A 26285-nucleotide genomic window follows, 5' to 3' on the forward strand; every position below is an offset into this window, starting at 1 on the left:
GGGACAGGCTGAGCCATCTCTTGCTCGCTCCTGCAGTCGTGCAGCCCTCGACCACCCCCGCGGCCGATACCGGGCAAAGACTGAAGTGAACCCACTTCCCCGGAGGAAGCGGAGGCAACCGCGCGGAGCCATTTTCTTGACGCGCCCCGCGGCGCGAGTCTAATCGCGCCACAGGGCTGTTGGGCCCTGTAGCACAGGTCTTCCACGGTCCACCGCCCATGGCAGCCATCATCTACTGCGAGAGCACAGCAGCCCTGGGGTGGTTCCTCGAGAGGTCCCCCCTGAGCGTGGTGCACCCTGGCAAGGCCGCCTCGGTGTTTCCGCGGGAGTTGATCAGCTGCATCCAGTACGTGGGAGAGAGCATCGGAATGGCAGTGGCCTCTCCGTGGGTGCTCCAAACCTATCTGGAGCGGCTCGGTGGAACCTGGGGCGAGCAGCTGGGCCCCAACGAGCCGGTCATCTTCCGCGGCGCGCGGCCCGTGTGGCGCGAGTCCCACCCGGACAGCAGAGGCGAGGGGCCCCTGGTGGATACCTTGAGCCGGCTCATGGTCCGAGCCCGGGCCGACGAGCGCAAGCAGCGGCTCCGCCAGGAGTTCGTCAAGCGGCTGAAGACGCTGGCGGACAACGCCGGCAACAGCAGTGGCAGGCAAGCACCCAGCTCGCCCGCCCCCCCCGCCAGGCTGAATCCGTACGATGTGCTGGGAGTGAGGCCGGACGCCTCGCGCCAGGATGTCCGCACCGCCTGGAAGACGCGGGCGCTGGAATACCACCCGGACCGCGTGGCGCACCTGGGCCAGAAGCTCAAGGAGGTGGCCGAGGAGGAGACGCGGACCATCAATGTCGCCTACGAGATGATTCGGCGTTCCCGGTAGACGCTTCGCGCCGTGTCTAAGGCTTCTTGTTCTTCTCATCCCAGAGCATCGGCTCCCAGAGCTCGACCTTGTTGCCGTCGGGATCCATGAGCCAGGCGAACTTGCCGTTCTCGTGCGACTCCGGTCCCTTGAGGATCTCCACGCCCCCTTCCTTCAACTGCCGGATCAGCGCGTCGAGATCATCCACCCGGTAGTTGATCATGAAGCTCGACTCGCTCGGGCTGAACCAGCGGCTGTCCTTCTCCGCCACGTTCCAGACGGTGAGCCCCTTGTCCTCCGCCTTGTCCCCGGGCCACCGGATGATCGCTCCGCCCCACTCTTCGAGCGCGATCCCCAGGTGGCGCTGATACCAGGCGGAGAGCGCCTTGTGATCGCCCCTCGACTTGAAGAACACCCCACCGATTCCCGTGACTTTCGCCATGGCCGCGCATTTTATCGGTCGTCGCTGGCGAGGTCACCCCCTTCGAGACTCTCGACAGAGGCGGGCGCTAAGCTCTCCAGGGTGATGCTCTCGACGGATGATGTGGGGTGGTGGTGGCCAACCGTGGTGCTCCTGGTGCCCATGGCGCTCGCGGCGCGGAGAAAGCCCAAGCGCGAGCGGGAGCCGCCGCAGAAGCGGACGCACTCGAATGGCCGCTTTCTCGTCCTCGCGGTCGTGGTGTTCGTAGCCACGGTGGTGGTGGTCACAGGCCTGCGTATGAGCTCCTCACGCGAAACGCGAAGTTCTACCTCCACGGGCGCCCCACCTTCGGGCACCAACCCCGAGGAGCTTGCGGGCGCTCTGGTGGAGCAATGGAAGGCCATGGCCTCCACCGTCTGCCCGCGCTTTGCCGCACTCCAGCGAGGAGACGCCGGGAGCGTGAGCGATCGAGCGTGGGAACTGGCAAGCGTGGAGTGCATTGGGCTCATCTGCGAGCACCCCGAGCAGCTCGAAGCAAAGAGCCCCGGGGCCAGCAGCAGGCTCCAGCCCCTCTGCCAGACACTGTCCTCCGTGATGAAGGAGCGGTGGGCGCTGACAGTCTCGTCGAGCTCCGTCCGCCTGGCGTGCCCCTCGGCCATGGTGAGGTGGTCTGCCCAGCCCTGGAGCCCCAGCAACCACCTGAGCTTCTATCGGGAGATGCGCGGGTGCATGGAGCGCAGTTGCACGGAGGTGGTGGCCCGCTCGGAGGCAGAGCTGTACTGCGAGAGCGCCGCGGATCTGGCCGAGGCCCTGGGAGATGCCCCTGCCGCGGCGCGATGGAGACAGCAGATCCAAGCGGCCCCAGTGCTGCAGGAAAAGGGGGAGGGACAGAGCCCCTCGCGGAGCGTGCGAATCATGGCCCGGCGCTGGAACGAGGCCTGCCAGCAGGGAAGCCAGAAGCACTGCCAGAGCGTGGCCGGCTTCTGTGAAAACGAGCGCGAACCTTCGGACATCTGTCCCCACCCGGGGAAGGCCTCCACACCCGAGCCTCGCGGCCCATAGGGGACGTAGGAGGAAGTACCGTCCCAGAAATGGGACGACATTTCCCGGAGGCGAGCAGTCCGCGCGCGTGCTCCTGCGCTGCTCCGAGGGACACGGCAGTCCCGAGCGTTGGCACGCGGCTCGCTCTGTGAGTCCGAACCCCATGGACACCCTGCTCCAGGATCTCCGCTTCGGTCTGCGCCTGCTGCTGCGGCAGCCTGCCTTCACGCTGCTCGTAGTGCTCACGCTGGGGCTGGGGATCAGCGCGAACACGGCCATCTTCAGCTTGGTGAACGGGGTGCTGCTGCGTCCGCTCCCGTTTCCCTCGCCGGAGCGGCTGGTCTCGGTGTGGGAATACCATCCGGAGATCGGTCAGGAGGCGGCATCCCTGCCGGACTTCCTGGACTGGCGCGAGGGAGCACGCTCCTTCGAGTACCTGGAGGCCTGCACGCCGACGTACTTCAACCTCACCGGTGACGGAGAACCCGAGCGCATCGCCGGAGTGAACGTCACGGCGGGCTTCTTCCAGGCGCTGGGAGTGTCCCCGGCGCTGGGCCGCACCTTCGAAACGGACGAGGACCGGCGAGGCCACAATCAGGTGGTGGTGCTGAGCCACGGATTCTGGAGGCGGCACCTGGGAGAAAACCCGGCGGTGCTCGGGAGGACGCTCACGCTCAATGGGCAGCCGTACACCATCATCGGAGTCGCTCCCGAGCGCTTCCGCTACCGCTGGGACGCGGAGCTGTGGACGCCCATGGCCGCGGACGAGCCGCAGGGCCGCCGCTCGGACTTCCTCTACGTCCTTGGCCGCCTGGCCCGAGGCGCCACGGTGGAGAGAGCGCAGGCGGAGCTGACGACCGTGGCCGCGAGGCTCGAGAAGCAGTACCCGGACAGCAACAGCCGCTTCACGGCGCAGGCGGTGCCGCTTCACGACGATCTGGTGGGAGAGTCCCGCACGGCGCTGCTCATCTTCATGGGCGCGGTGGGGCTGGTGCTGCTGATCGCGTGCGCCAACGTGGCCAACCTGATGCTCGTGCGAGCTACGGGCCGGCAACGGGAACTGGCCGTGCGCGCCGCGCTGGGGGCGCATCGGGGGCGGCTGATCCAGCAGATGCTCACCGAGAGCCTGGTGCTGGCGTTGCTGGGAGGGGGGCTTGGGCTGCTGCTGGCGAGTTGGGGCATCGACGCGCTTCGCACCACCCAGGTGGACCTCATTCCGGGCCATGCGGAGATCGGCATCGACGGGTGGGTGCTGGGCTTCACGCTGGGCTTGTCAGTGGTGACGGGTCTCCTCTTCGGACTGGCGCCCGCGTTGCGCCTGCCTGAGGGCAACCTGGACGGGGCGCTGCGACAGGGGGCTCGAGGGCTCACGGGAGGCCTGGGCCTGCGTCAACTCCGCGGGTGGCTGGTGCTGGGCGAGGTGGCACTGGCGCTGGTGCTCTTGGTGGGCGCGACGCTGCTGCTGCGCAGCTTCGATCGGCTGCAGCGCGTGGATCCGGGCTTCAACCCGGAGCACGTGCTGACACTGCGGCTCATCCTGCCTTCGTCGAAGTACCCGGACGATCCACAGATCGTGAACTTCTTCGAGCAGCTCACGGAGCGCGTGGGCGCGGTGCCCGGCGTCAAGGCCGCGGGGCTCACCAACGCGGTGCCGCTCGGAGGCGCGCCCGAGTGGAGCTTCTCCATTGAGGGCCGGCCCAACATGGACGCCGGAGCCGTGCAGGACGCCGAGGCGTTCGCGGTGAGCCCGGGCTACTTCCAGGCGATGGACATCCCGCTGCGCTCGGGCCGACTCATCGAGCCGCGAGACGGAGCCTCCAGCCCACTCGTGGCGCTGATCAGCGAGACCCTGGCGCGCCGCTACTGGCCCGGGAGGGATCCGCTGGGCGCGCGCATCTCCGTGGACGGCACGCACTGGTTCACCCTCGTGGGCGTCGTGGGAGACGTGCGCGCCGCGGCGCTACAGCAGGAGCCCTATCCTCAGCTCTACCTACCCGTCTCGCAACAGCCTCGGCGAACCATGTACCTGGCAGTGAGCTCCGCGGGCGAGCCGATGGACCTCGTGAGCGCGCTGCGTCGCGAGGTGGCCGAGCTCGATCCACAGCTTCCGGTGGCGGACGTGCTGACACTGGAGCAGCGCCTGGGTGATGCGATAGCGAAGCCTCGGCTGAACGTAGTGCTGCTCGGTGGGTTCGCAGCGGTGGCGTTGGTGCTGGCGGGGATCGGCATCTACGGCGTCATCTCTCAGATGGTGGCGCAGCGCACGCGGGAGATCGGCATCCGCATGGCGCTGGGCGCGCGGCCGGAAGACGTCCGCCATCTGATGATTCGCCAGGGAGTGATGCCAGCGGTGGTGGGCATCGGGTTGGGGCTGGTGGCGGCCTGGGCGAGTTCGCGCCTGCTGTCGAGCCTGCTCTACGGCGTCAGCGCGACGGATCCCGTGTCCTTCCTCGTGGTGCCGCTCTTCCTGCTGGGAGTGGCGCTCTTCGCGGCATGGCTGCCCGCACGGCGCGCGACGCGAGTGGATCCGACCGAAGCCTTGCGCCAGGAGTGAACGGCGCGACTCAGTCTCCAAGGACGGCGGAGGGCAACTTCCGCCGTACGGATGCGCCGCCGGGGCGGTTCACACACGCCTCGGCGGCGCATCGTCTTTTGCAGCGAAGCCGCAGCCGCTCATCGGATGAAGTCGATGATCAGGGCCGCGCTGCAGACGACGTAGAGACCGATGACAGAGCACATGACGAAGAAGGGGTTGTTGGTGTTCTTGATCTCAGAGCCGAACATGGGGTGTCTCCTGGAAGCGTGCCGAGTGCACGCGCCCACTCACAATTCAAGGTGCGGGCCAGCGTCACGAACACCGGCGCCACGCGGAGTTCGTGGAGGCTCTCGGGAAATGCCGTGCAGTTACGCGTCCTTGCGAAGCACGCCGTGAGCGCATGCGCGCGCTCTCTCGAGCCGATGTGTCATTCCTGGGATGAGCCGCTCCGGGAACGGACAATCTGGCAGAGTGAGGCCGAGCCGCTCGGCTCCCGTCACGGGGAGAGGGGCGCCGAGGCGGACGCGATCTGCAGCTTCCACTGGGCGATCTCGGTGTCCGCGACCTGGAGGGTCTCGGTGAGGTACTTCAGTCGCTGCGTGGCCGGAGCATTCGGCGCGCCCTGGAAGCGCATCCTCAGGTAGTACGGAGGTGTGGCCTGGTAGTACAGCCGCGCCGCCACGGTGAGCGTCTTCGGGTCGACTCCGGCCGGCAGGGGAATCTGGTAGCGGACCTGGCTGGTGCCGCTGCCACTCAGGTACGTGGGGTCCTTGCTCGCGTCGCCCACGGGGAAGGTGGCATCCAGGTAGTACTGGAGATCGGGCGTGAACGCCCCCTTGGGGCCTGTCTTCGTCCAGCCCAGCGGCAGCAGGCGGTTGTCTTTGATGTTGTGATCGCGTCGGATGAAGCTCGTGGTGATCTGATCGTTCGCGTCGACGGTCAGCTCCTCGTAGATCTGCACCTGGTCCTGGCGGGTGATGGGGTTGCTCGCCGAGAAGTGCGGCTGGAAGCGCTGGCCCTCGAAGAACTCGCTGGGCAGCGGATTGCCGTCGGGTCCCAGGATCTCTCCCTTGTCGTTGGTGGTTCCCGAGGCCCAGAGCGTCTTCGCGCTGGCGCCGGTTCCCTGGATGACCTGGAGCTCGAGGAACGCGCGGCGGAAGCCGACGCCGCTCGGGAAGCGGTGCCCGGTGAGGTTCGCCACCGTGACGTCCGCCACGAGCTGGGTGCCCTGGGTGCGTGTCGCCACCGTGAGCCTGGCCGTCTGCGTCTGCGCCTGCTGGACGAAGTTGTCGATCGTGTTCTGCACATCGTTGTCGGCGCCGCTCATGAAGTCGGACTTCCGTACGCCGAGCACGGTGTTGAACTGGTCGAACATCCGCAGCAGGAAGACGTTGAGGCCCTGGAGTTGGTGGCGCGCGTAGCCGCTGGTGCGGTAGCGCACGTTGATGCGATCGACGGGCAGGCGGTTGTCCGCGGCGGGGAAGTTCTGGTCCTCGATCGCGGCGATCTGCGTCTGGATGGGGGAGACCTGCATGCTGTTCTTCGCGCTGACGTAGCTGCCTGGCATGTGGCAATCCTGGCAGCTCCTGGCGTTGGGGCTGGGAGTGCCGAACTCGGTCTGGAAGGAGCTGTTCACCCACTCGAGGTAGGTGGCCTGCTCGAGGTCATGCTGGCCCGGGGTCTTCGAGTCCACCACGGGCAGGTCGATCACGTGGCAGCTGCCGCACAGCCGCGAATCCTTCACGTACGCGCTGAAGCGCGGCTGGATGCCCAGCGCGTGCTTCATGGGATCGATGACGATCTCGTCATCCTTGAACGGGCCGAAGAGCTCATTGGGGCTGCCAGTGGAGAACTGGCCCGTGGTGGCTTTCGTGAGGAAGTGCTGGAACGAGGTGGGGGTGGACTCGACGATGTGGTGGCAGGAGGTGCAGCTCACGCCGTCACGGGCTAGGCCTCCGTAGCGGAAGTCCTTGCTGTTCAGGTCGGTGTTGTTGACGAACTCCTCGAGGAAGTTGCCCTGGCCGCCGCTGTCGATGTCGAGCTGCCGCTTGCCCATGACGCCGTGGCAGCTGAAGCAGAGGTTGCGGACCTCCTTCTTCAGCTCGTCCCGCTTCGGCTGCGGGAACGTGTCGAGGTAGGCCATCTCGCTGGCGAACTGGGCGTAGAAGATGGGATCGCGGCCCGCGAGCCCCATGGGAGACCAGCGCCACTCCGCGTAGGGAGACACGTTGATGAGGGGCGCGGTGCCATCCGAGCCCGTGGCTCCCTGGATCATCATGGTCAGGTTGCCGTTCTGGTTCGTGCCGCTGTGGCACGGCATGCACTGATCAGAGGTGACGAAGAGCTGCTTGGGGTCCTTCGGGTTGCGGACCACGGGATCGTAGAACTCGGGGACCATGGCAGGCGGTGCGGGCCGCAGCGTGGCCAGGGGCCTCACGAGGGGCGGTTCGGCAATCAGCGCGCCTCGGGCTCCGTGAGGCGAGCCCTGAGATAGATGGTGCAGGGGGCCCACGCGCAGCGCGCCGAGGAACCGCTTGCCGAGGGGCGAGCGCGCCTGGGCGCCAAGCGCTTGAGGCTGTGTGCTCGCAGCGACCTCCTCCAGGGACTGGGTCGGCTTGCGCCACGAGTTGTCCACGCGGAAGGTCAGCGGCTGACCGGGCTCGCCCTGGATGTTGGTGAGCGAGGAGAAGGTCAGCTCCTCCTCCGCGGATGCGTGGCAGTTGTAGCAGTACAGGCCGAAGCCGGTCATCGGCCGAAGCGGGTTGTTCAGCAGCGAGGGGCTGTAGTCATCGAAGGACATGCCCGGCCAGAGTTCGCCCCAGTACCAGCCGTCCTGCGAGCCCGCCGAGTCGCGGATCATCACGGTCCAGTCGCTCGCGGGCGCGATGGGCGGCGCGTACTGCGCGGCGGGGGGCGGGTACTGCTCCTTGATGATCATCGCGCCGTCCGGCAGGGGCCGGGTCCGGTCGCCCTTGAGCCAGTCGATCACCTGCTGCGAGTACCAGACGCGCACCGAGGGATGGGTCCCCCAGTTCTGGCTGTTCAGGAAGGGGCCGGTGTCGCGCAGCCCGTCTCCCTTGTCGGTGGCCCAAGCTCCGTACTTCTTCTGCTGGAGGTAGTTGAGGAGGAGCTTCTCGAAGTCTGCGAGCCCTGCCGGGCCGTAGCAGCTCGGCAGGGGGAGCTGGGTGTACTTGTCCAGAGGGCACTTTGGAGGCGCCTTGGCCTGGGCCAGGGGCGCCATCAGCAGGGCGAGCATCATCCCGAGCGCCCGGAGCCCGCGCTGGGACCTGAAGGCATGGTGGCTGGGGTGCATCTCCTGCTGCTCAGGGCCCGACACCTGTTCCGCGGATGAGTTCATGGGGCTCGCCTGCCGAGGGATCGTGGGCAAAGGCTAGCACGGGGGAGTCGCGCTGACGGGTGCTGGAGAGGGAGACGGCCTTGGCGGGTCCTATGGACGCAATTTGTCATGCTCCGCCCCTACCCAGGGTCCAGCCTCCTCTGATTTCACGCACTTGCAGTGAACCCATCCTTGGCACAACGGCTGCTCTGGGGTGACGACCACACAGCACACATTCCTGTGGCTGTGTGGTCGTCACTCCAATCAAGGACAGCGAGAAATGAAACTCACGAGGTGGGTTGCAGTGGAGAGGGTGTGGAAGTGGATGGCGATGACCGCGCTCGTGCTGGGCCTGAGCGCCCGGGCCGAGCCGCCGCCAGATCCCGAGTTGCTGGCCCAGGGCTCGCGAGAGGAGCGACAGCAGCGGGCCGCGCGGCACGTGCTGGTGACGACTCCGACCATGTCCATGGCCACGGGCGAGGGCGGTTCAATCTGGGTCTGGGGCGGAGCCGGTGGGCAACTGATGGGAACCTTGCCGGAGTTCGAACTCGCCTCCCCCACACCGGTGAGGATGCCGGGAATGAAGGGCGCCGTCTCCCTCTCCAGAGGCCTCTCGGGGACGCACTCCCTGGCACTGCTGGAGGACGGCACGGTGGAGGCGTGGGGCCTCAACGGCTCGGGCCAGCTCGGAGATGGGTCGACTGCCTCGCGGGACCAGCGCGTGAAGGTGCAGGGGCTGACGAATGTGTCCGGCATTGCCGCGGGGACCGCGCACTCACTGGCGGTGCTCAAGGACGGCACCGTGTGGGCCTGGGGCAGCAACTTCCAGGGGCAGTTGGGGGATGGAACGAAGAGTTCACGCGTGGTGCCCACGCCCGTGTTGCCGCTGACGAACGTGGTGGCCGTGGCTGCCGGCAGTGTCTACTCGCTGGCGCTGCGTGCGGACGGCACGGTGTGGGCCTGGGGGTTCAACAACGTTGGGCAACTCGGGGATGGGACGCGGGACTCGCGGTTGACTCCCGTTCCGGTGCCGGGGCTGACGGAGGTGGTGGCCATCGAAGCACGGGAGGACACCTCCTATGCGGTGCGCGCGGACGGCACGGTGTGGGCCTGGGGCAACAACTTCCAGGGGCAGTTGGGGGATGGTTCGACGAGTTCCTACCGGGTTACGCCTGCCCAGGTGCCTGGGCTGTCTGGCGTGGTGTCGCTGTCGGCGGGCAGAACCTTCGCGCTGGCCCTGCGCCGCGATGGCAGCGTGTGGGCCTGGGGCAACAACACTTCTGGGCAGATCGGGAACGGGACACAGAGCGCGCGCGAGTTGCCCCAGCAGGTGCCAGGGCTGTACGGCGTGGTGGCGGTGGCCGCGGGAAGCGAGCACTCCCTGGTGCTGCGCAAGAACGGTTCTCTGTGGACGTGGGGCCTCAATATGTATGGCGCCATGGGAACGGGCTCGGATCGCCGCACCTCACCCGTTCCTGTGGCCGGCTTGAGGGATGTTCAGGCCCTCGATGTCGGTGTCTACCAGGCGCTGGCGGTTGATCAGGATGGCTCGGTGTGGTCGTGGGGTCTGTCTCACGACCATTCGCACAGCATGCAGGCAGCCCCCCAGCGGGTCCAGGGCCTGACGCAGGCGGTGGCTGTTGCATCGGGCAACCTCCACTCGCTGGCAGTGCGCCAGGACGGCACGGTGTGGGCCTGGGGCGACAACGCCCAGGGACAGTTGGGAGATGGAACTGTGGGCGGTCTCCGAACCACCCCCGCGCCGGTGCAGGATCTGCAGGACGTGGTGGCAGTGGCCGCAGGAGAAAACTTCTCGCTGGCGCTGAAGCAGGACGGCACGGTGTGGGCCTGGGGCGCCAACTACTTGGGGCAGTTGGGGGATGGGACGCAGGAGGACCGGTCGTTGCCGGTGCAGGTGCAGGGCCTGCAGGGCGTGTCAGCCATCCGTACTTGGGGGAGCCTCGTGGTGGCCCTGAAGCAAGACGGCACCGTCTGGTTCTGGGGCAACGACTGGTGGGCCCAGGATGGAGTGACGCACCTTCCGGATCAGGTGCGGGACCTGTCGGACGTTGTCTCAGTGAGCCCGTATGGCGACGAGCTGCGGGCCGTGCGCTCGGATGGCACGGTGTGGCAGTGGGTCCCCCAGCAGCCGGGGGAGCCTGGGCTGCTGTTACCGGTGGACGGTCTCACGGACGCGGTGGCCGTCCACTACAGCCCAAGCACCTATCAGATCCTGCGTGCGGACGGCACGGTCTGGAGCATGGGAGACAACAACCGTGGAGAGCTGGGGTACCCCACCCGAGAGGCCCATTCCACCGAGTTGAAGCGGGTGCCCGGGCTGACGGGGGTGGTGGCGCTCTCCGGCAGCGGCCCCTCCGTGCACGCATTGCGTGCGGACGGCAGGGTGATGAGCTGGGGAGACAATACCTTTGGGACCATCGGGGACGGTGTGTCGCCGCTGCACCTCGAGCCCACGAAGGTGCGGACACCCTGCAGGCTGCTCGGGCTGGCCTCTGGAGAGGACGCACATGAGCTGAGGCGGTGCCACGCGGAGCCCTGAGCCGCCCACGTCTAGAAGCCAGAGTGGTGCACGACAACTTCTCGTTGCCGGTCCACCTCACCGCCCCTGCGCCGATGGTTCCAGCGCAGGGGCGGTGAGGCACTCAAGACCGCTCGTCGTCATACACATTGGGAGCCGACTCCCCCACCCGAGGCGCCTTGTGCCCACCGCGAAACCACAGGAAGATGCGGGCGTTGTCTCTCGGTCTTCGCACACGCCTGGGGTGATCACATGGGACGACTTTTTCCCGCGTTCGGCGCAGACGCCGCGGGCCGCGCCGCGCTGTTCGTCGGCGAATCGCACGACGACAATGCCAGCCTCCTCGCGCTGGCGTGGAAGACCATGTGGCTCGCCGGCCGGCTCGACGCCATCTTCATCGAGTACTACCCGCTCGGCGCCGGCCCTACTTCGCCGCAGGTCAGCGACTTCTCGACGACAGACGCTGCCACCCTCCAGGGGTTCACCGGTCATCGCAAGTACTCGGATCTCGAACTCGAGCGCGCCGCCAAGAAGGGCCACCCCAAAGAGATCGCCGAAATCGACGCCCGCGGCGTGAAGCGCTTCTACTCCGAGCTGGCCCAACTCAAGTACCAATGTGACCGCTACCACATTCGCCTCGAGGGCTGGAACGTGCCGAGCACGACCCCTCAGGAGAAGTTGATGCGATCAACGCCACAATGGAACGAGCGAGTCTTCAGCGCGCTCGCGGGGCGGCTGACCACGCTCGGCGTGCGCTCCTACATCGTCTTCGGCGGCAAGCTGCACGGAGCGTTGATGCAGACATGCAGCCTGTTCACTGGCGGCAACCTGCCGTGCTTCCATTCGGACGACGCGCGGAACCTCACTGAGTTCGACCTCCAGAACAAGGCGCACTCAGTCAGTGAGCTGCGCAAGCTCGGGCAGATCTACGCGGACAAGCCAGACACGAAGACGCTCTTCGGGTTCATGTATCTCCGGAAGCTGAACGTGACGTTCAACAACGTGTAGCAGCCAAAACAACGCAATTTCTGATCCATCGCGCCCATGAGCTGCGCGGCGTACTCGGGATCATTGGGGTGCTGGGCCAGCAGGGTGACGACGTCATTCAGCCCGTAGTTGGGATTGCGCGCGCGCAGCGCCGTCAGATCCTCCTGGGCCTGCGGGCTCCATCATCAGCTCCTGGGGCTCGCACGCCCTCGGTCCATGTGACGCGCCTCTATTCCAGCCGTGAGCGGTCACCTCAGCGCGACAACCTCCGCTCCGCTCCGGTAGCTCGCCGGCAGCCGGTCCAGCGAGGCCCGGGCGGCAGCCGCACTCTCGAAGACGCCGGTCGTGACCTCGACGCCTGCCACTCGGGCCTCGCGGGTCTGGCATGGCAGACATCTCGAGTAGAAGACCTGTCCCTCGGGCACCAGGCCCTCCGCGTCGAAGCGCTCGGCGAAGCGGGCGGCCTCGGCCGGGCTGGCAGCGGTGTGGAGACGGAGCGTGTAGAGCGGAGCATCCGGGCGCTCCGGCGGCAGCACCAGCGGCCGGCCCAGCGCGACCGAGGCCTGGCGCAGGATCTCGGCCTGCACCTCGGGGCTGTCCGGCGCGCCCTCCACGATGTCGGCCAGTGGCTGCGAGGTACGCGGGCGGTTGCAGCCCGGGTCGCGCGGCCCGCAGCGGCGCAGCGTGACCTGGAGCGGGCCTTCGGCCTCCTGCACCAGCAGCAGCCCCGCGTCGGCAGGCAGGGCTGCGGACAGCCGGCGCGCCCAGCGAGCGAAGGCCCGAGCCTCGTCGGCACCCCAGCCACCCACACCCGCGCCGTCGTTGAAGCCCGAGCGAGTCACGCGCACCTCCAGCCGCCCCACCCGGCCTCCCCAGGTCCAGGCATCGGCATGCGCTGCGGGCGCGGCAAGAAGGAGCAATAGGGTGAGCGCTGTCCGGTGCGTCATGGCGTCGATCATCGATTTTTCCCCATCGGAAGGGTAGGCAGCATCGTCAGTTCGAGGCGTTATCTCGTCAGGCGAACCGCAGTCACGCGGATCACGGGCCTGCGTTTCTGGGGGGAGGAACTCGAAGCCCCCGGCGCGCCCGTCGCCACGCCCCGTCTGACATGTCCTTGACATGTCAATGATGTGTCATTGACGTGTTCGCGCGCTCACGTGGAGCGAAGGCGCTCGTCTGTCGCCTCTCGTGCTACTGCTGGCCGGTGCCTTGCTGTGCACGCGAGCCGACGACGCGCCGTGTTTCAAAAGCCAGAGAAAACCACGCTGTTCAAAGGAGCTGCATCATGAATCAAGCGCTGACCACCCTCGTTGCCGTCCTCGCCCTCTCCAGCACTGCCTTCGCGGCTGACACCTACAAGCTGGTGGTCACGCCGCCCACGAGCGCGAAGCAGGGACAACCGGCTGTCTTTCTCGTACACATCGAAGGGACGGGAGCGTACACGCTGAATGTGGAGTATCCCACGAAGCTCGTGATCACGCCGCCGGACGGTGTGACAGTTGCGAAGGAGAAGCTGACCAAGGCGGATGCCAAGAAGTTCACCAAGAACGGCGCGGACTTCGAGATCAGCTTTACCTCATCGAACGTGGGGGTGAAGAACTTCTCCGGTGAGGTCAAGTTCGCCGTCGCCACCGAGTCCGACGCCAAGCCCGTCTCGGCGAAGTTCGGCTTCTCCGTCAACGTGAAGTAGGAAGAACGCGGCCCGAGCTGAACGAAGCGCACCACTCGCGGTTTGGCGCCCGCCTCACCACGACCTCTTGAGCCCCTCGCATCGAGGCGCCCACTCGCGCCGCTGCTTCGGTGGCGTGGGTGGGCAGAATTTCACTGCGTGAATATTCGCAGGGACTGGCCGTCAAGACGCCGCCCCATCCCCCCGAGGCACCGTCATGAGCCCTGCATCCCCCCTCCTGCGCGCCGGCATCGTGCTGGCCACCACCCTCCTTCCCCTCTCCGTCTTCGCCTCTCCGCTGCGCCTTCAGCTCCTGCGCTGCGATAGCTCCATTACCGACATCCCCGAGCTGAGCGCCCAGACCTTCGAGCAGCGCACCACCTACGGCCTCGCCCAGGCCGTCCAGCTCGAGAAGGACAAGGCCCAGGTGGTGTCCGCCGGAGATCTCGACGGCGCAGACCTCCTGGTGATGGGGAAGATGGGGCGCAGCGGCACGAAGTTCCGCCTCGTCTACGTCCTCCAGACGAATCACGAGCCGAAACTCCACACGCAGCTGACCTACGAGTTCTCCACCCCTCGACTGGGGGATCGCGGCGTGACGGTGATGGCGCAGGACATCATCACCTCGGCCGTGAAGCTGGAGGAGGCTCGAAAGACGCAGGCCGCGATGCTGCAACCCGCGCCCGCCCCCGTGGTCGCCAGCGCGCCGACACCGACCCCCTCCCCCGCCCCTGTCGCCAGCACCTCGACCCGCAGGAGCCCTATCCCCGCCCCCGAGACCTCCTCCGAGTCCCTGTTGGACTCAGCTCCGGAGGAGACGAGCCGGATGCGCCAGCAACCCCTCATCGTCGTCCACACGGGCCTCGCGGGCCTCTGGGGCAACGGGACGAAGAACTTCGGTCTCGGGGCTGTCATCGAGCCGAAGTGGAACATCACCGACTCCATCGCGGCGGGCTTTCGGTTCGATGGCGGCTTCACCTTCGGTAGCTCCATCAGCCAGGAACAGGTCTCTGCCTCCCTCGGAGCCTCGGTGGCGACGCTGACCAAGGGCGAGTACCTGTTCGGTGACTCCGGCGTGCGTCCCTTCGTGGGCCTGGGTGCCGGCATGTATATCCTGATGGGCCAGAGCGCGAAGGCGACCCAGGACGGCGCGGGGGCTACCCAGGAAGCCGGGCGGTACTTCGGTGTCGCACCGCAGGTCGGCATCGACTTCGGTCCGGTTCGTCTCGCGGCAACCTACAACCACATCCTCGGCGGGGACTTCGTCGTCCGGCAGGACGTCTCCGTGGGTGTCGAGGCGGACCGCATCCAGCGCAACTACTTCCAGTTGGAGCTGTCGGGCCGACTCTTCAAGGTCAACGGCCCCCGGAACAGGAGCATCCCGCGCATCTGACGAGCATCCCCTCCACTGACCTGTCAACGGCCCCCGCTGACATGTCAGCCGCCCCTTCTGACATGTCAATGGGACTCCCTGGGATGCCCACCTCGCTCTGTGAGCACCCAGGCATATGTGTTGCTTAGAGGACCGCCTCGCCGGTCCTCGGGCCGGCGCCTGGACACCGAACCCAGAGAAGGCCGCCCTCGTGAGCACCACGTACAGGATTCACCCCGCCATCGGCATTGCCCGCGTCGGCAACAGCGACGACTACTACCTCGCCCCTGTCACCGCAGGCGGGCTCCCTCTGGAGAAGGACGGCTACACGACCGTCTCGAAGTTCCGGGACCCCCAGAACCGCGTGAGGAGACAGGGAGTCCGCTTCAGCATCTACGCCTACGACGAGCACAGCCCGCAGGGGCGGCTGATCCAACCGGGCAAAGACGGCGTCACCGAGATCGAGTGGACGGTCCACGTGGCGAACAAGAAGGCCGCCTGGCGCCAGTTCCTCCAGCTCCAGGGAGAGAATGGCTACGAGGCTGATCACCCCTACCGCAACCCGCTGGTCGTGGGTGACGCCCGGAAGCAGCTCATCATCGATCCCGGCCCCCTGAAGGTCTGCTGCACGGCAGGCCCGTTTCAAGCCGAGTTCGCTCGAGGCAAGGCCCAGGGAGGCTACCCGCAGACGTTCCCTCCCCCGTTGATGCCATCCAACGTCGACTCGCTGGGGCTGCTCCAGACGAACCCGAATGGCACCCTGGATTTCGTGGGCGGCTATGGCAACTCTGGAGTATCCAAGCCGTACACCCTCACGCCGGACCTCCTCGACTCGCTGCCGGACGCCGACGATCGCCCGGTCCCGGCCGACATCGTCCAGAAGCTCAGGCCCATCCAGAACAACGGCTACGACCAGGAGCAGGCGCTCAACACCGCCGTCAGCCAGCTGCTCACCCCAGCCGAGTTCACCCAGTCCGGAGCGGACATCGCCTACCACGCCCGCCAGCCCCGGCTCGATACGTACGCCAACAACAATTACTGGTTCGATGACGTCTCGGACGGCCCGGTGACGGCGACGATCGTCCTGAACGGCACGCGGGTGCAGGTGGATGACCCCGCCTGGGTGCTGGTTGCTCCTCCCGGGTACGCGCCGCAGATCCTCAACATGGTGACGCTCTACGACACCATGTACGACGTTGCCGTCCGCACCATGGGCTACAACCCACAGCTCTACAAGGATGGGGCGTTCCAGCAGAGCTACCAGCCGAACCCCGAGACGGAGATCCTGCCGATCCTGAAGCGCCCGGCGGTCTATCGCTGGGTGGCTGGCATCAACCCCCAGGGCGTGAGAGCCCATACGGCCGCCACCGACGCGGACTCCAACTTCTTCGACTACCTGCGCAAGCCCGGGAACTACAACCAGGCCGGGCAGATGCCCCAGTTGGCGGGTGACAACCCGATCAGCAACTATGATCGCCGCAACTACCTCACCTTGACGCAGACCCAGTACTTCCTGCTGTCGCAGTACGACCAGGGCCAGGTCAACGCCACTCCCCTACCGGACACCCAGGGCGCGGGTGAGAAGCTGGATCGCGCCTCGCTGGAGAACTGCGTGGGTGGCCCCTTCTGCCCAGGCATCGAGATGACGTGGGTGAGCCGCAACCCCGCCATCTACAGCAAGCCCTTCCGGCTGAAACACAAGCAGCTCTCGGGCAGCGGGCTCAGCCTGAGCGAGGACCTGTCTCAAGGACTGGAGCCAGGTGACGTCTCCCGATACATGGCGCTGCCCTGGCAGGCCGACTTCAACGAGTGCTCGGATCAGAGCCTCGACAACAAGCTCATCTGGTGGTGGCCCGCGCAGCGGCCCTACCAGGTCTACTCGAAGGATGATCCGTCGACGCTGGTGTACTGGACGCGGCCGTACGGGGACAACTTCACGTACGACGTGACCATGGTCTACAACTGGAAGGACCTGGGCTTCATCATCCAAGCCCCTGACGGCTCCGCCTTCCTGGAGCAGGAGCGGCTCCCCCAGTACGAGCACGCGGACTCCAACGGCTAGGGCGATGAACCTTCAGTGTGACATCGCCGTGCTGGGCGGAGGCCCCGCCGGAGCCGCCACCGCTTTGCTCCTGCGCAAGCGCGCGGGGCTGTCCGTGACGCTGCTCGAGCGCTCGGGCTATGAGGCGCCGCGCATCGGGGAGACGGTGTCCCCCGCCAGCCGGCGCATCTTCGAGGAGCTGGGCATCTGGGAGGCCTTCCAGCGGGATGGGCACCTGCCCTCGCAGGGAACGTGCTCGTGCTGGGGGAGCTCAACACCCGGGTACAATGACTACCTTTATTCTCCGTTGGGTCCGGGTTGGCACCTGGATCGCCAGCGCTTCGATCGCATGCTGGCCGAGCAGGCGCGAGCGCACGGCGTGGAGGTGCTCACGTCCACGGAGCCCTCGCGCTGGGAGCCACGCGCGCAGGGCGGCTACACCCTGCACCTGGACACGGGTGAGGGCCCCCGTACCCTGGAGGCCCGCTTCGTCGTGGACGCGACGGGCCGGCGCTCCGCCTTCGCCAGCTCGCAAGGCGCACGCAGGCTCGTGGCCGACCGAGTGCTGAGCTTCTACGGGTTCTTCTCCGTGCGGCCCGGAAGTTCCTTCGACACGTACGCGCTGGTGGAGACGTGCCGCGAGGGGTGGTGGTACTCCGCGCTGCTGCCGGGGGGGCGGGTCGCGGTGGGCCTGATGGGCACCGGAGACTCGCTGCGGGGCCTCAAGCGGGATGAGCCGGAGGCCTGGCTGGCGCTGCTGAAGGAGACGGGGCTGACACGGCAGAGGCTGGAGTCCTGCACCTTCAGCGGAGAGCCCCTGGTGGCGTTGCCCGCCCAGGTCTCCCTGCTGGATCGAGTGCAGGCCGAGGACTGGATCGCCGTGGGAGACGCGGCCTGCACCTACGATCCGCTGTCCTCGCAAGGAATCCTCAAGGCCCTGGGCTCCGCCTCCCAGGCCGCCGAGGCGCTGGCGAGAGCCGCGCGAGGAGATAGAGCGGGCTTGCGCGCCTATGGAGGGCGGGTGCGCGAGCTGTTCCGGGAGCACCTGGCGATCCGCGGCGGCTTCTACCGCCAGGAGACGCGGTGGCCCGAGGCGCCCTTCTGGAAGAGCCACCGAGAACCAGTCGTCACGGACGAGCTGGGGAGATCATGAGAACAAGAACGAGTCGACATCTGTTGCTGGCCGCTGGCCTGCTCTCCTTCACCGCCCTGGCGGCGGCACCTGGCGCGAGGCAGCCCGTGCGCGCGACCGTGAGAGACGCTTCGGGATCGCAGAATGATCTGCCCCGCTACTTCACGAGCCCCGCTCCTATCTTCCAGCGAGGCAACCAGCTCTCCCAGTCCTTGCCGGACAACCACCCCCAGGTGCAGAGCTTCCTGGACTTCTACAGCAAGCAGATCGGGATCCAGATCCCCGCGCTGTCCCGGAGCAAGCTGGCGCCGCTGCCCCCGCGCTACCTGGACATCGCGGACAATGGCGGCAACGCCTCCTCCGGTAACTTCAACACCTCGCTGGTGTGCCAGTCGTGCCATGACAGCGACTGGAAGGTGACGGGCCAGGCCCTGCCCAACATGAGCTTCTGGGCCCAGGGCTTCCACAGCACCAACCCCAACTACCAGACGAAGAATGACATCGCCGCCAACTGGTCGCTCTTCGGGGACTGGAGCGCCTCGATCAAGGCGCTGGCGGGCCGGGACCCTGTCTTCCTGGCGCAGGTGGAGTCCACCCGGCAGCTCAACTCCACCATCCCGCCCATCGAGATCGACAACCTGTGCCTGCGCTGCCACTCACCGCTCGGCCAGCGGCAGGCCGAGAAGAACGGCCAGAAGTTCAGCCACTCCATGCTCTACGCGACGCCGCCGGGCTCGGGGTTCACCAACCCGCTCCCCGATGATCCCCTGGCGCAGTCTCAATACGCGACGTACGGAGCGCTGGGACGGGATGGCATCTCGTGCAGCGCCTGCCACAGCGTGGCGCCCGACAAGGGCTTGCCCTGGGACGGGAGCGACTTCAGCGTCTTCTACGGCAACCCCAACCAGAACGTGTTTGGCAACAACGTCTCCAACCGCATCAAGAAGGCGGGCGACACCACGACGCCCCCGCCCTTCCCCTTCACCTCTTCGATGACGACCCACCCGGGGAGCATCGTCGGCCCGGACACGGGGCTCAACACCGCGCCCATGAGCAAGCTGGGGCTCAACCTGGCCACGGCCAGCACCCAGCCCTCGCCGGCCAACCCCACGCCGGACAGCTACCTCCGGGACGCGACGGTCTGTGGCTCGTGCCACGCCGTGATCCTTCCCCAGGTGCCCACCACCTATGGCAAGGGAGTCCCCATCCCCTCCGGCTACAAGGGCCCCGCGAGCTGCGACCCGGCGGCCCAGAAGACCTTCACCGGTGACTACCTCACGGACCCTTGCGTGGGCCTGGACTACGAGCAGACGACGTACTTCGAGTGGTTGAACAGCGGCTACGCCTCCGGCACCGCCACGTGCCTGACGTGCCACATGCAGATCGCCACCACGCAGGACGCGGGGGGCAACCTGAACGTGGCGCAGTACAACAGCGACCTGGCACAGTTCTACGGCTCCAACACCCAGCTCACCCCGCGCCAGTACAACCGGCACACGCTGCTGGGCATCAACCTGTTCGTCCACGAGATGTTCCAGCAGTTCTCGGACGTGCTGGGCGTGGACTTCTACAAGCAGGACGACTCCGTCGTCCCGCCCTATCTCCAGCAGCGGCAGCCGTCGGGTGACTCCTCCAACCTGGTACCAAACCCGGGCGCAGAGGACGGAAACGCCAAGGGGTGGACAGGGTCCATCCAGGCTGCCACCCAAGTTTGGGAGCCGAACTTGAGCTGGGCGTACCCCTACAGCGGTAAATACTTCTTCACCGTCCAGAAGAACGCCCTCCTGAGCGTCGATCTCACACCCTTCGCCAAGCTCATCGACGCGGGCGGGGTGCAGGTGAGCTTCACGGGGTATGTGCGCTGCGACGACACGCCGTGCGGGGGGAGCGGGACGAACCTCGCCTTCCAAGTGATGGGCCCTGGCATCGCCCCCCCTCCCTTCACCATCTCCCCCGTGACGGTGGGGTATTGGTCGTCCCCGCCCTTCCTGCTCAACCCGCTCGCCCCAGGGGCCCGCTCCATCCAGATCACCGTGACCGCGCCCACGCCCGTCTCCGTGGATAATCTGGGCATCCAGCTCGTGGACGCTGACAGAAGGACCATTCCCGTCTACGGAGGCGATCCCCAGCAGGCCCCGCGCAACTACGTCATCGCGCAGAACCTGCTGAACGCCGAGCAGTCCATCGTGGATCTGGCGCTCAACCAGGCCCAGGGCCAGGCCGGCGTGGGCAAGCCCGCGGTGCAGGTGGCCATCAACAGCGTGAAGGTGGACGGCAAGAACATCACCGCCAAGGTGACGGTGACGAACAACGCGGGCCACAAGTTCCCCAGCGGCGCTCCGTTCCGGCGGGCCTTCCTGCAGTTCGAGCTGCTCGACCAGTACGGCGCGGTGCTCTGGGCCTCCGGACAGCCCAACGCGTACGGCGCCATTTGCGACGGACCGTGCAACTCGGATGGCACCAACATCCTCGAGTCCGAGTTCACCACGGACCGCAACGCGCTCCAGCCCCACCGCCAGACGATCCGGAGCCAGGATCAGGTGCAGATCTACGAGCTGCGCGCCGCGGATGACTCCGGAGTCATCACCTCCCGGGAACTGCAAATCTTCGAGGCGGTGAAGGACAACCGGATCCTCCCCAGGAAGTGGGTTCCCCCCTCGGCGCGCAAGCCCACGGACACGCGCCTGGGTCTCAACCTCCAGCAGATGGCCCAGCTGACCATGCCTCGCAGCAGCGTGCCGGGCTCGGAGCTGTCCACCGACCCCAACTACACGACCCTGAACGGGTCGGGAGTCGACCAGGTCACCTACACGTTCCCCCTGCCCCAGGGAGGCACGACGCCCACGTGGATCCGGGTCCGGATGAACTACCAGTCCGTGCCTCCGGGATACCTGGCGGCGCGCTTCAAGGAGGCGGTGGGCGACCTGACGCAGGGCAAGCCCGGCCCCGCCATGCAGCGGCTCATCTATATGACGAGCCGGCTGAACCTGGACCTGGGCCTGAAGGATCGCGCCAACCCCGCCAGCCCCCGGGACCTGGTGGAGAACTGGACGATGGTGCTGGGCGAAGCCGTGCAGCCGCTCAGCTACGCCCAGCCGCCCCGCTAAGGGCGATCGCGGCGAGCAAGCTCGCCCAGGCCCCTGCGACGCCTCGAGTCCTTGTCAGTTCGAGGCGTTATCTCGCCAGACCAACCGCAGTCACGTGGATGGCTCGCCCCCGTTTCCGGTAGAGCGCTTCCACTTGCGTAGGACGCGCCGCGATTCACGATGTGGAGTCATGGGGCTCTTGGCCTCATGGCCCTATCGAGTTGCGACTTGATCCAACCGTTGTAGTTGGCAGTGGCCGTGAACCAGGACTGCTCACCCTGCTCCGAGTATCCGCCGTTGATACCTACGAGCCAGCGCTTCCCATCATCGAAGTACAAGGCCGGGCCGCCGCTGTCTCCCTCATGCGTATGGGCTCCTGCGCCATTGAAGCGGAACTCACGAACCCTCCCGTTGGGGAACCTCGTGACGGTGGAGATGGTGTTGGTGCCGGAGCGCCGGACGCTTCCATCGGAACCGTTCGTCTTGGTAGGGCCGTAACCAATGACGGTGAGTTCATCTCCTTCGGAGGCGTCTTGCGGCCTCAACACGACGTCAGGCTTGATTCCGTCCAACTCCTTGTCCAGCGCGACGATCGCGAGATCTGCAACGCGCTTGGCAGCGTCCACGAACCCCTCGCTGGTGCGCTGCGATGTGAATCCCTCGTGGACGATGACATCGCCTTCCGAAATTGTCGGTATCGGTTCCCATCCTCTCCTCTCCGGCCGGTAGAGATAGAGGTGGCTGATGACCGTGGCTCTCTTGACGCACGAGGATCTATCGAACACCGCTTGAGTCACCGCGCAGAAACAATGAGCGGCAGTGAGGACGGCCTTGGGGGCGATGAGTATGCCGCTGCACGCTCCCGTAGAGAATCGCCCTTCATGCCAGGAATGCTGCTCTCTCCTTTGAACTCTGTATGGGGAGATACACATCCAACCTCAAAGCATATGGATAGAGCCACAAGCATCGATGACGCCACGAGGTTTCGGCAGGTCGGCATTCGACATCACCTCGAATGAGGAACTCAGCGCCGGGGGGCGGGAGAATTGCTGGGAGGCTCCCCGCGAATCTGAGCCTGCACCCAATCTAGAAAGAGAGGAACGCTGGTGAAGGAGAGTTCTCGGCCCCCGCCGGTGCCCGCGACTCCGGCGAGCAGACGCCGGTGAGAGTCCTCTCGAAAGCAGGGTCCGCCAGCGTAGCCGTTGTAAATAAAGGGGCCATGCTGCTGATAAAGAATTCTTCCCTGTTCTCTCGGCAGGCTCTGGGTGACTGTGTTCTGGCGAAAGTAGCGGATCCCGTAGAGCCCGCCTACCGCCTGCTTTGTTCCACTGGAGGCATAGCCCGCCATGATGAGCGGGTCATGAGCTTGAAACTCGCCCTGCTCCATCAAGGCCTCAGGCTCCACATCCTTGACGGCTTCATCCAACACGACAACAGCGAGATCCGCCTGCGCGGATCCAGGGACGCCTGCATCATCCGAGGCAAACTTGAATGCAGGGTGTGGGCGCACCTCGCCGTCGTAGTTGTGGAAGCTCATCCGGGTCGTGGATTCTGGGAACTTCTTGTCGAGGACTTCGCCATAGATGGCGGTTGTCACAACAACGCGTTGGAGGCATGAGGCGCTGGCATCAGGGAGAGAGTTGCTATTGGCAGGCGGCGGGCTCTTCGAGGATTCGCAGAGGCAACTGGCCGCGGTGAGGACAACTCGATGGCTGATCAGGACGCCACTGCATCTGGCCGACATGCTCTCTGAGTCAGTGCTGATCATGACCGTGGAGGCATAGCGATTCTCGACATCCATCGTTCCTGCATATTGATAGAGGCGGGTATTGGTGACTCCCAACTCCAGAGTGTCTTGAGAGGCATCGGGTTGCAGGGCGCCGGCATCGGATGGGATGTTGCCACCAGGATTGGGTGGAGGGGCGGCGGAACGAGAAGAGTGAGGCACTGGCACGCTCAGCGGCACTTCCCCGCAACTCTTGTATCCGATCACTCCCAGAATGGCTGAGGTGAGGAGTAGGACGGAGACGAGACCCATCCTGCGTTGAGGGTGAGCATTGGGGCGGGGCTCTCTCACGTGACTGACATGAGCACTCATGGTGCCTGGGGTCAAGCCAAGCGGGGCGCCAAGGTGCGCTGCTACTTCGGCTCGGCGGACCTGATGCCTCGCTTGGGAGCTCGAGGCGGACGGCGCGAGCTGATGGAGCAAGCGGTGTGACTGGCGCGAGCCAAGATGGCGCACTCCGCTCCGATCTGGGGCGGTCAGGAGATCCACTCTGGACGGGAGTTTCCTCATTTTCGATCAGTTCCCATCTGAAGGAGCACCGGCACACGGCTCGCATTGAGGGGAGGTGACCTCTCACAAAGGAGCAAGACGGAATGCGGACGTGGAAGAGCGCGAGACCCCTGTGGCTGCTGTTGGGGGCGTTGGCGAGCGGCTGTGGTGCGGAGCTGGAGACGGCGGCGGAGCAGCCCCTGACCCGTCCCCTCCAGACGGCCACGGCCTCGGCGGCCCTGGTGCAGACGGCGAGCTACGACTCGGGGCTTCAGGCGCCCAAGTGCACGGCGGGGGCTTCAGGCTGCGACACGGGGCCCTCGCTGGTACTCGGCCGCGGTCCGATCGGCTCGGAGCCCCAGGCCCCCAACACGCTGGGCGGCAGCTGTGCGGACGGCTCCGCGGGCGCCTTCCACTCGGACGAGTCGCTGGATCGGCTGAAGATCTCCACGGTGGACGGCGCGGCCCTGGCGCCGGGCAAGGCTGTCACGGTGGAGGCCACCGTCTGGGCATATTCCGGCTACAGCTCGGATCATCTGGACATCTACGTGGCGGCGGACGCGAGCAACCCGTCGTGGACCTTCGTCACCACGCTCACGCCGTCCGGGGCTGGGACACAGGTGCTGGTGGCCAACACCACCCTGCCCTCGACAGGCGGCAGCATGCAGGCAGTGCGCGCCTCGTTCCGCTACGGGGGATCGGCCAACCCTTGTACCTACGGGAGCTACGATGAGCGCGACGACCTGGCCTTCGAGGTGGGGACCGCCACGCCCCCGCCTCCTCCGCCGCCCTCCACCGCGAGCCGGGCCACCCTGAGCACGGGTGAGCGGCTCTCGCTGAGCATCGCGGCGGATGGCACGGTGTGGACGTGGGGCAGCAACAAGGGGGCCTATACGGATGGGTTCTCCACCCTCCGCGGCCAGCGGCAGACGGTGTCGGGGCTGAGCAACGTGGTGTCGCTGGCGTCCGGGGGCTCGCACCAGTTGGCGCTGAAGTCGGACGCCACGGCGTGGGCCTGGGGCAGCAACAGCGATGGGCAGTTGGGCAATGGGACGACGAGCTCCGCCAGCACCCCAGTGCAGGTGGTGGGGCTGAGCTCGGTGACCGCGCTGGCCGGGGGCTCGAGGCACTCGCTGGCGGTGAAGAGCGACGGGACGCTGTGGAGCTGGGGCAACAACATGTACAGCCAGCTGGGGGATGGGACGACCACGGACCGCTCCTCGCCCGCGCAGGTGCAGGGCCTGAGCGGCGTGGTGACGGCAGCGGCGGGCGACTACCACACGCTGGCGGTGACCTCGGCGGGTGCGGTGTGGAGCTGGGGCTCCAACTGGAGTGGCGAGCTGGGAGATGGGACGACCACCGGACGCGGCACGCCGACGCAGGTGGTGGGGCTGAGCGGGGTGAAGGCGGTAGCGGCGGGTTCGAGCTACTCGCTGGCGGTGAAGACGGACGGCACCGTGTGGGCCTGGGGCGACAACAGCTCGGGCCAGCTGGGCGATGGGACAACCACCGCACGCCGCACGCCGGTGCAGGTGCTGGGGCTGACGGGCGTGGTGGCGGTGGCGGCCGGGTACTCCCACTCGGTGGCGGTGAAGTCGGACGGCACCGTGTGGGCCTGGGGCGGCAATGACTTGGGCCAGCTGGGAGATGGGACGACCACCAACCGCAGCACGCCGGTGCAGGTGTCGGGGCTGAGCGGCGCGGTGGAGGTGGCGGCGGGCGGCTACCACTCGTCGGTGAAGCACTCGGACGGGCGCATCTGGGCCTGGGGCAGCAACGATCAATACGAGCTGGGCGATGGGAAGATCGTGAGCACCACCAACCCGGTGCCGGTGCAGAACCTGACGAACGTAACGGCGGCAGCGGTGGGCTACTGGCACATGCTGGCGCTTCGCTCGGATGGCACGCTGTGGTCGTGGGGCGGTGGCCTCTCGTACCCATACCCGCTGGGGCATGCTCGGACCGCCCAGCACGTGCCGGCGCAGGTGACGGGGCTGAGCACTGTGACGGCGGTGGCGGCGGGCCAGATGTACTCGTTGGCGGCGAAGGCGGACGGCACCGTGTGGGCGTGGGGCTATGGGGGCTATGGCTCGCTGGGTATCGGGCCCCTCAACGGCAACGAGTACTACTTCACGCCCCTCCAAGTGCCGGGCCTGACGGGGGTGTCGGCGCTGAAGGCGGGCTACTTCCACTCGCTGGCGATGAAGAGCGACGGGACACTGTGGGCCTGGGGCGACAACCTCTATGGACAGGTGGGGGACGGGACGACGATCCGGCGCTATTCGCCGGTGCAGGTGCCGGGGATGACGGGCGTGGTGGCGGTGGCGGCGGGCTATGCGCACACGTTGGTGCTGCGCACGGACGGCACCGTGTGGGCTTGGGGACGCAATGACTCCGGCCAGCTGGGAGATGGGACGACCACACACCACAGCTTGCCGATGCAGGTGCCGGGACTGACGGGCGTGGTGGCGGTGGCGGCGGGAGACAACCACTCGCTGGCGGTGAAGAGCGACGGGACGCTGTGGGTGTGGGGGTACAACGGCTATGGCCAGTTGGGGGACGGAACCTCCACCGCGCGCAGCACGCCGGTGCGGGTGACGGCCCTGAGCGGCGTGGCGGGGGTGTCGGCGGGCGAGAGCCACTCGCTGGCGGTGAAGACGGATGGCACCGTGTGGGCCTGGGGCAGCAGCTCCCAGGGCCAGGTGGGCGGAGGGGCGTACGCCTCCAGCACGACGCCGAAGCAGGTGACGGGACTGAGCGGCGTGAAGAGCGTCTTCGCGGGCAGCCTGTCCTCGATGACGCTGAGCCAGACCGGCGGCACGCTGTCCGTCTGGGGCAACAACTGGATGGGTCAGTTGGGTGATGGCTCGTACCTCTACCGCACCACACCGGCCCTGGTCGTGGGCTTCGGCCCCTGATCGCGGCGAGCTCGCCCGTAGGACATGAAAAAAGGCCCACCTGGTTCCAGGTGGGCCTCTTCTCAACTCGAGCTACAACG

17 protein-coding genes are annotated in these 26285 nt (G+C 66.8%); 12 read left to right on the forward strand and 5 right to left on the reverse strand.

Annotated features, from left to right (window positions below; all coding sequences use genetic code 11):
* Positions 1 to 218 precede the first annotated feature (218 nt).
* Positions 219 to 872 carry a J domain-containing protein gene (locus KY501_RS31850; protein ID WP_224367412.1) on the forward strand — a complete coding sequence of 218 codons (654 nt, stop codon included), beginning with the start codon at positions 219 to 221 and terminating at the stop codon, positions 870 to 872.
* 16 nt (positions 873 to 888) lie between these two features.
* Here KY501_RS31850 and KY501_RS31855 read toward each other — a convergent pair whose 3' ends face one another.
* Complete coding sequence (locus tag KY501_RS31855) at positions 889 to 1293, reverse strand: VOC family protein (RefSeq protein ID WP_224367413.1); 405 nt, start codon at positions 1291 to 1293, stop codon at positions 889 to 891.
* Between the two features lie 123 nt (positions 1294 to 1416).
* Here KY501_RS31855 and KY501_RS31860 point away from each other — a divergent pair, with 123 nt between their 5' ends.
* On the forward strand, positions 1417 to 2334 hold the full coding sequence (locus KY501_RS31860) for a hypothetical protein (protein WP_224367414.1): 918 nt from the start codon (positions 1417 to 1419) through the stop codon (positions 2332 to 2334).
* A gap of 142 nt (positions 2335 to 2476) precedes the next feature.
* Positions 2477 to 4867, forward strand: a complete 2391-nt coding sequence (locus tag KY501_RS31865) for an ABC transporter permease (RefSeq protein WP_224367415.1) — start codon at positions 2477 to 2479, stop codon at positions 4865 to 4867.
* A 478-nt stretch (positions 4868 to 5345) separates the two neighbouring features.
* Here KY501_RS31865 and KY501_RS31870 read toward each other — a convergent pair whose 3' ends face one another.
* Entirely contained in the window at positions 5346 to 8207 is a 2862-nt protein-coding gene (locus KY501_RS31870) for a hypothetical protein (protein WP_224367416.1), read from the reverse strand.
* Between the two features lie 304 nt (positions 8208 to 8511).
* Between KY501_RS31870 and KY501_RS31875 the strand changes: the two genes are divergently transcribed.
* Both KY501_RS31875 and KY501_RS31880 read left to right on the forward strand, forming a co-directional pair.
* The gene (locus KY501_RS31875; protein WP_224367417.1) at positions 8512 to 10746 is read left to right on the forward strand and encodes an RCC1 domain-containing protein; all 2235 of its coding nucleotides are present in this window, start codon (positions 8512 to 8514) and stop codon (positions 10744 to 10746) included.
* 231 nt (positions 10747 to 10977) lie between these two features.
* Positions 10978 to 11733, forward strand: a complete 756-nt coding sequence (locus KY501_RS31880) for a hypothetical protein (RefSeq protein ID WP_224367418.1) — start codon at positions 10978 to 10980, stop codon at positions 11731 to 11733.
* 227 nt (positions 11734 to 11960) lie between these two features.
* Here the strand turns inward: KY501_RS31880 and KY501_RS31885 are convergent, their stop codons facing one another.
* Positions 11961 to 12671, reverse strand: coding sequence for a hypothetical protein (locus tag KY501_RS31885; protein ID WP_224367419.1), 711 nt, complete (start codon positions 12669 to 12671; stop codon positions 11961 to 11963).
* Between the two features lie 326 nt (positions 12672 to 12997).
* On the opposite strand from KY501_RS31885, the gene KY501_RS31890 reads away from it, so the two are divergent.
* The 5 genes from KY501_RS31890 to KY501_RS31910 all read left to right on the forward strand — a co-directional run bounded on the left by KY501_RS31890 (position 12998) and on the right by KY501_RS31910 (position 21033).
* Positions 12998 to 13402: a hypothetical protein gene (locus KY501_RS31890; protein WP_224367420.1), complete on the forward strand. Its 405-nt coding sequence runs from the start codon at positions 12998 to 13000 to the stop codon at positions 13400 to 13402.
* A 196-nt stretch (positions 13403 to 13598) separates the two neighbouring features.
* Entirely contained in the window at positions 13599 to 14774 is a 1176-nt protein-coding gene (locus KY501_RS31895; protein ID WP_224367421.1) for a hypothetical protein, read from the forward strand.
* A gap of 190 nt (positions 14775 to 14964) precedes the next feature.
* Positions 14965 to 16815 (forward strand): LodA/GoxA family CTQ-dependent oxidase, encoded by a 1851-nt coding sequence (locus KY501_RS31900; RefSeq protein ID WP_224367422.1) that lies wholly within the window; start codon positions 14965 to 14967, stop codon positions 16813 to 16815.
* A 4-nt stretch (positions 16816 to 16819) separates the two neighbouring features.
* Positions 16820 to 17947 (forward strand): tryptophan 7-halogenase, encoded by a 1128-nt coding sequence (locus tag KY501_RS31905; RefSeq protein WP_224367423.1) that lies wholly within the window; start codon positions 16820 to 16822, stop codon positions 17945 to 17947.
* Entirely contained in the window at positions 17944 to 21033 is a 3090-nt protein-coding gene (locus tag KY501_RS31910) for a hypothetical protein (protein ID WP_224367424.1), read from the forward strand. Before KY501_RS31905 ends, KY501_RS31910 begins: the two co-directional genes overlap by 4 nt.
* Positions 21034 to 21200: 167 nt before the next feature.
* On the opposite strand, the gene KY501_RS31915 is transcribed toward KY501_RS31910, so the two are convergent.
* Together KY501_RS31915 and KY501_RS31920 are read right to left on the reverse strand one after the other, a co-directional pair.
* Positions 21201 to 21944 carry a trypsin-like serine protease gene (locus tag KY501_RS31915; RefSeq protein ID WP_224367425.1) on the reverse strand — a complete coding sequence of 248 codons (744 nt, stop codon included), beginning with the start codon at positions 21942 to 21944 and terminating at the stop codon, positions 21201 to 21203.
* A 92-nt stretch (positions 21945 to 22036) separates the two neighbouring features.
* On the reverse strand, positions 22037 to 22978 hold the full coding sequence (locus KY501_RS31920; protein ID WP_224367426.1) for a trypsin-like peptidase domain-containing protein: 942 nt from the start codon (positions 22976 to 22978) through the stop codon (positions 22037 to 22039).
* A gap of 120 nt (positions 22979 to 23098) precedes the next feature.
* Here KY501_RS31920 and KY501_RS53325 point away from each other — a divergent pair, with 120 nt between their 5' ends.
* On the forward strand, positions 23099 to 23230 hold the full coding sequence (locus KY501_RS53325) for a hypothetical protein (protein WP_255637024.1): 132 nt from the start codon (positions 23099 to 23101) through the stop codon (positions 23228 to 23230).
* A gap of 161 nt (positions 23231 to 23391) precedes the next feature.
* Complete coding sequence (locus KY501_RS31925) at positions 23392 to 26205, forward strand: RCC1 domain-containing protein (RefSeq protein ID WP_224367427.1); 2814 nt, start codon at positions 23392 to 23394, stop codon at positions 26203 to 26205.
* Positions 26206 to 26285: the final 80 nt, after the last annotated feature.

The organism is Hyalangium versicolor (genome assembly GCF_020103695.1).
In the GTDB taxonomy this organism is placed as follows: Bacteria; Myxococcota; Myxococcia; order Myxococcales; family Myxococcaceae; genus Hyalangium; species Hyalangium versicolor.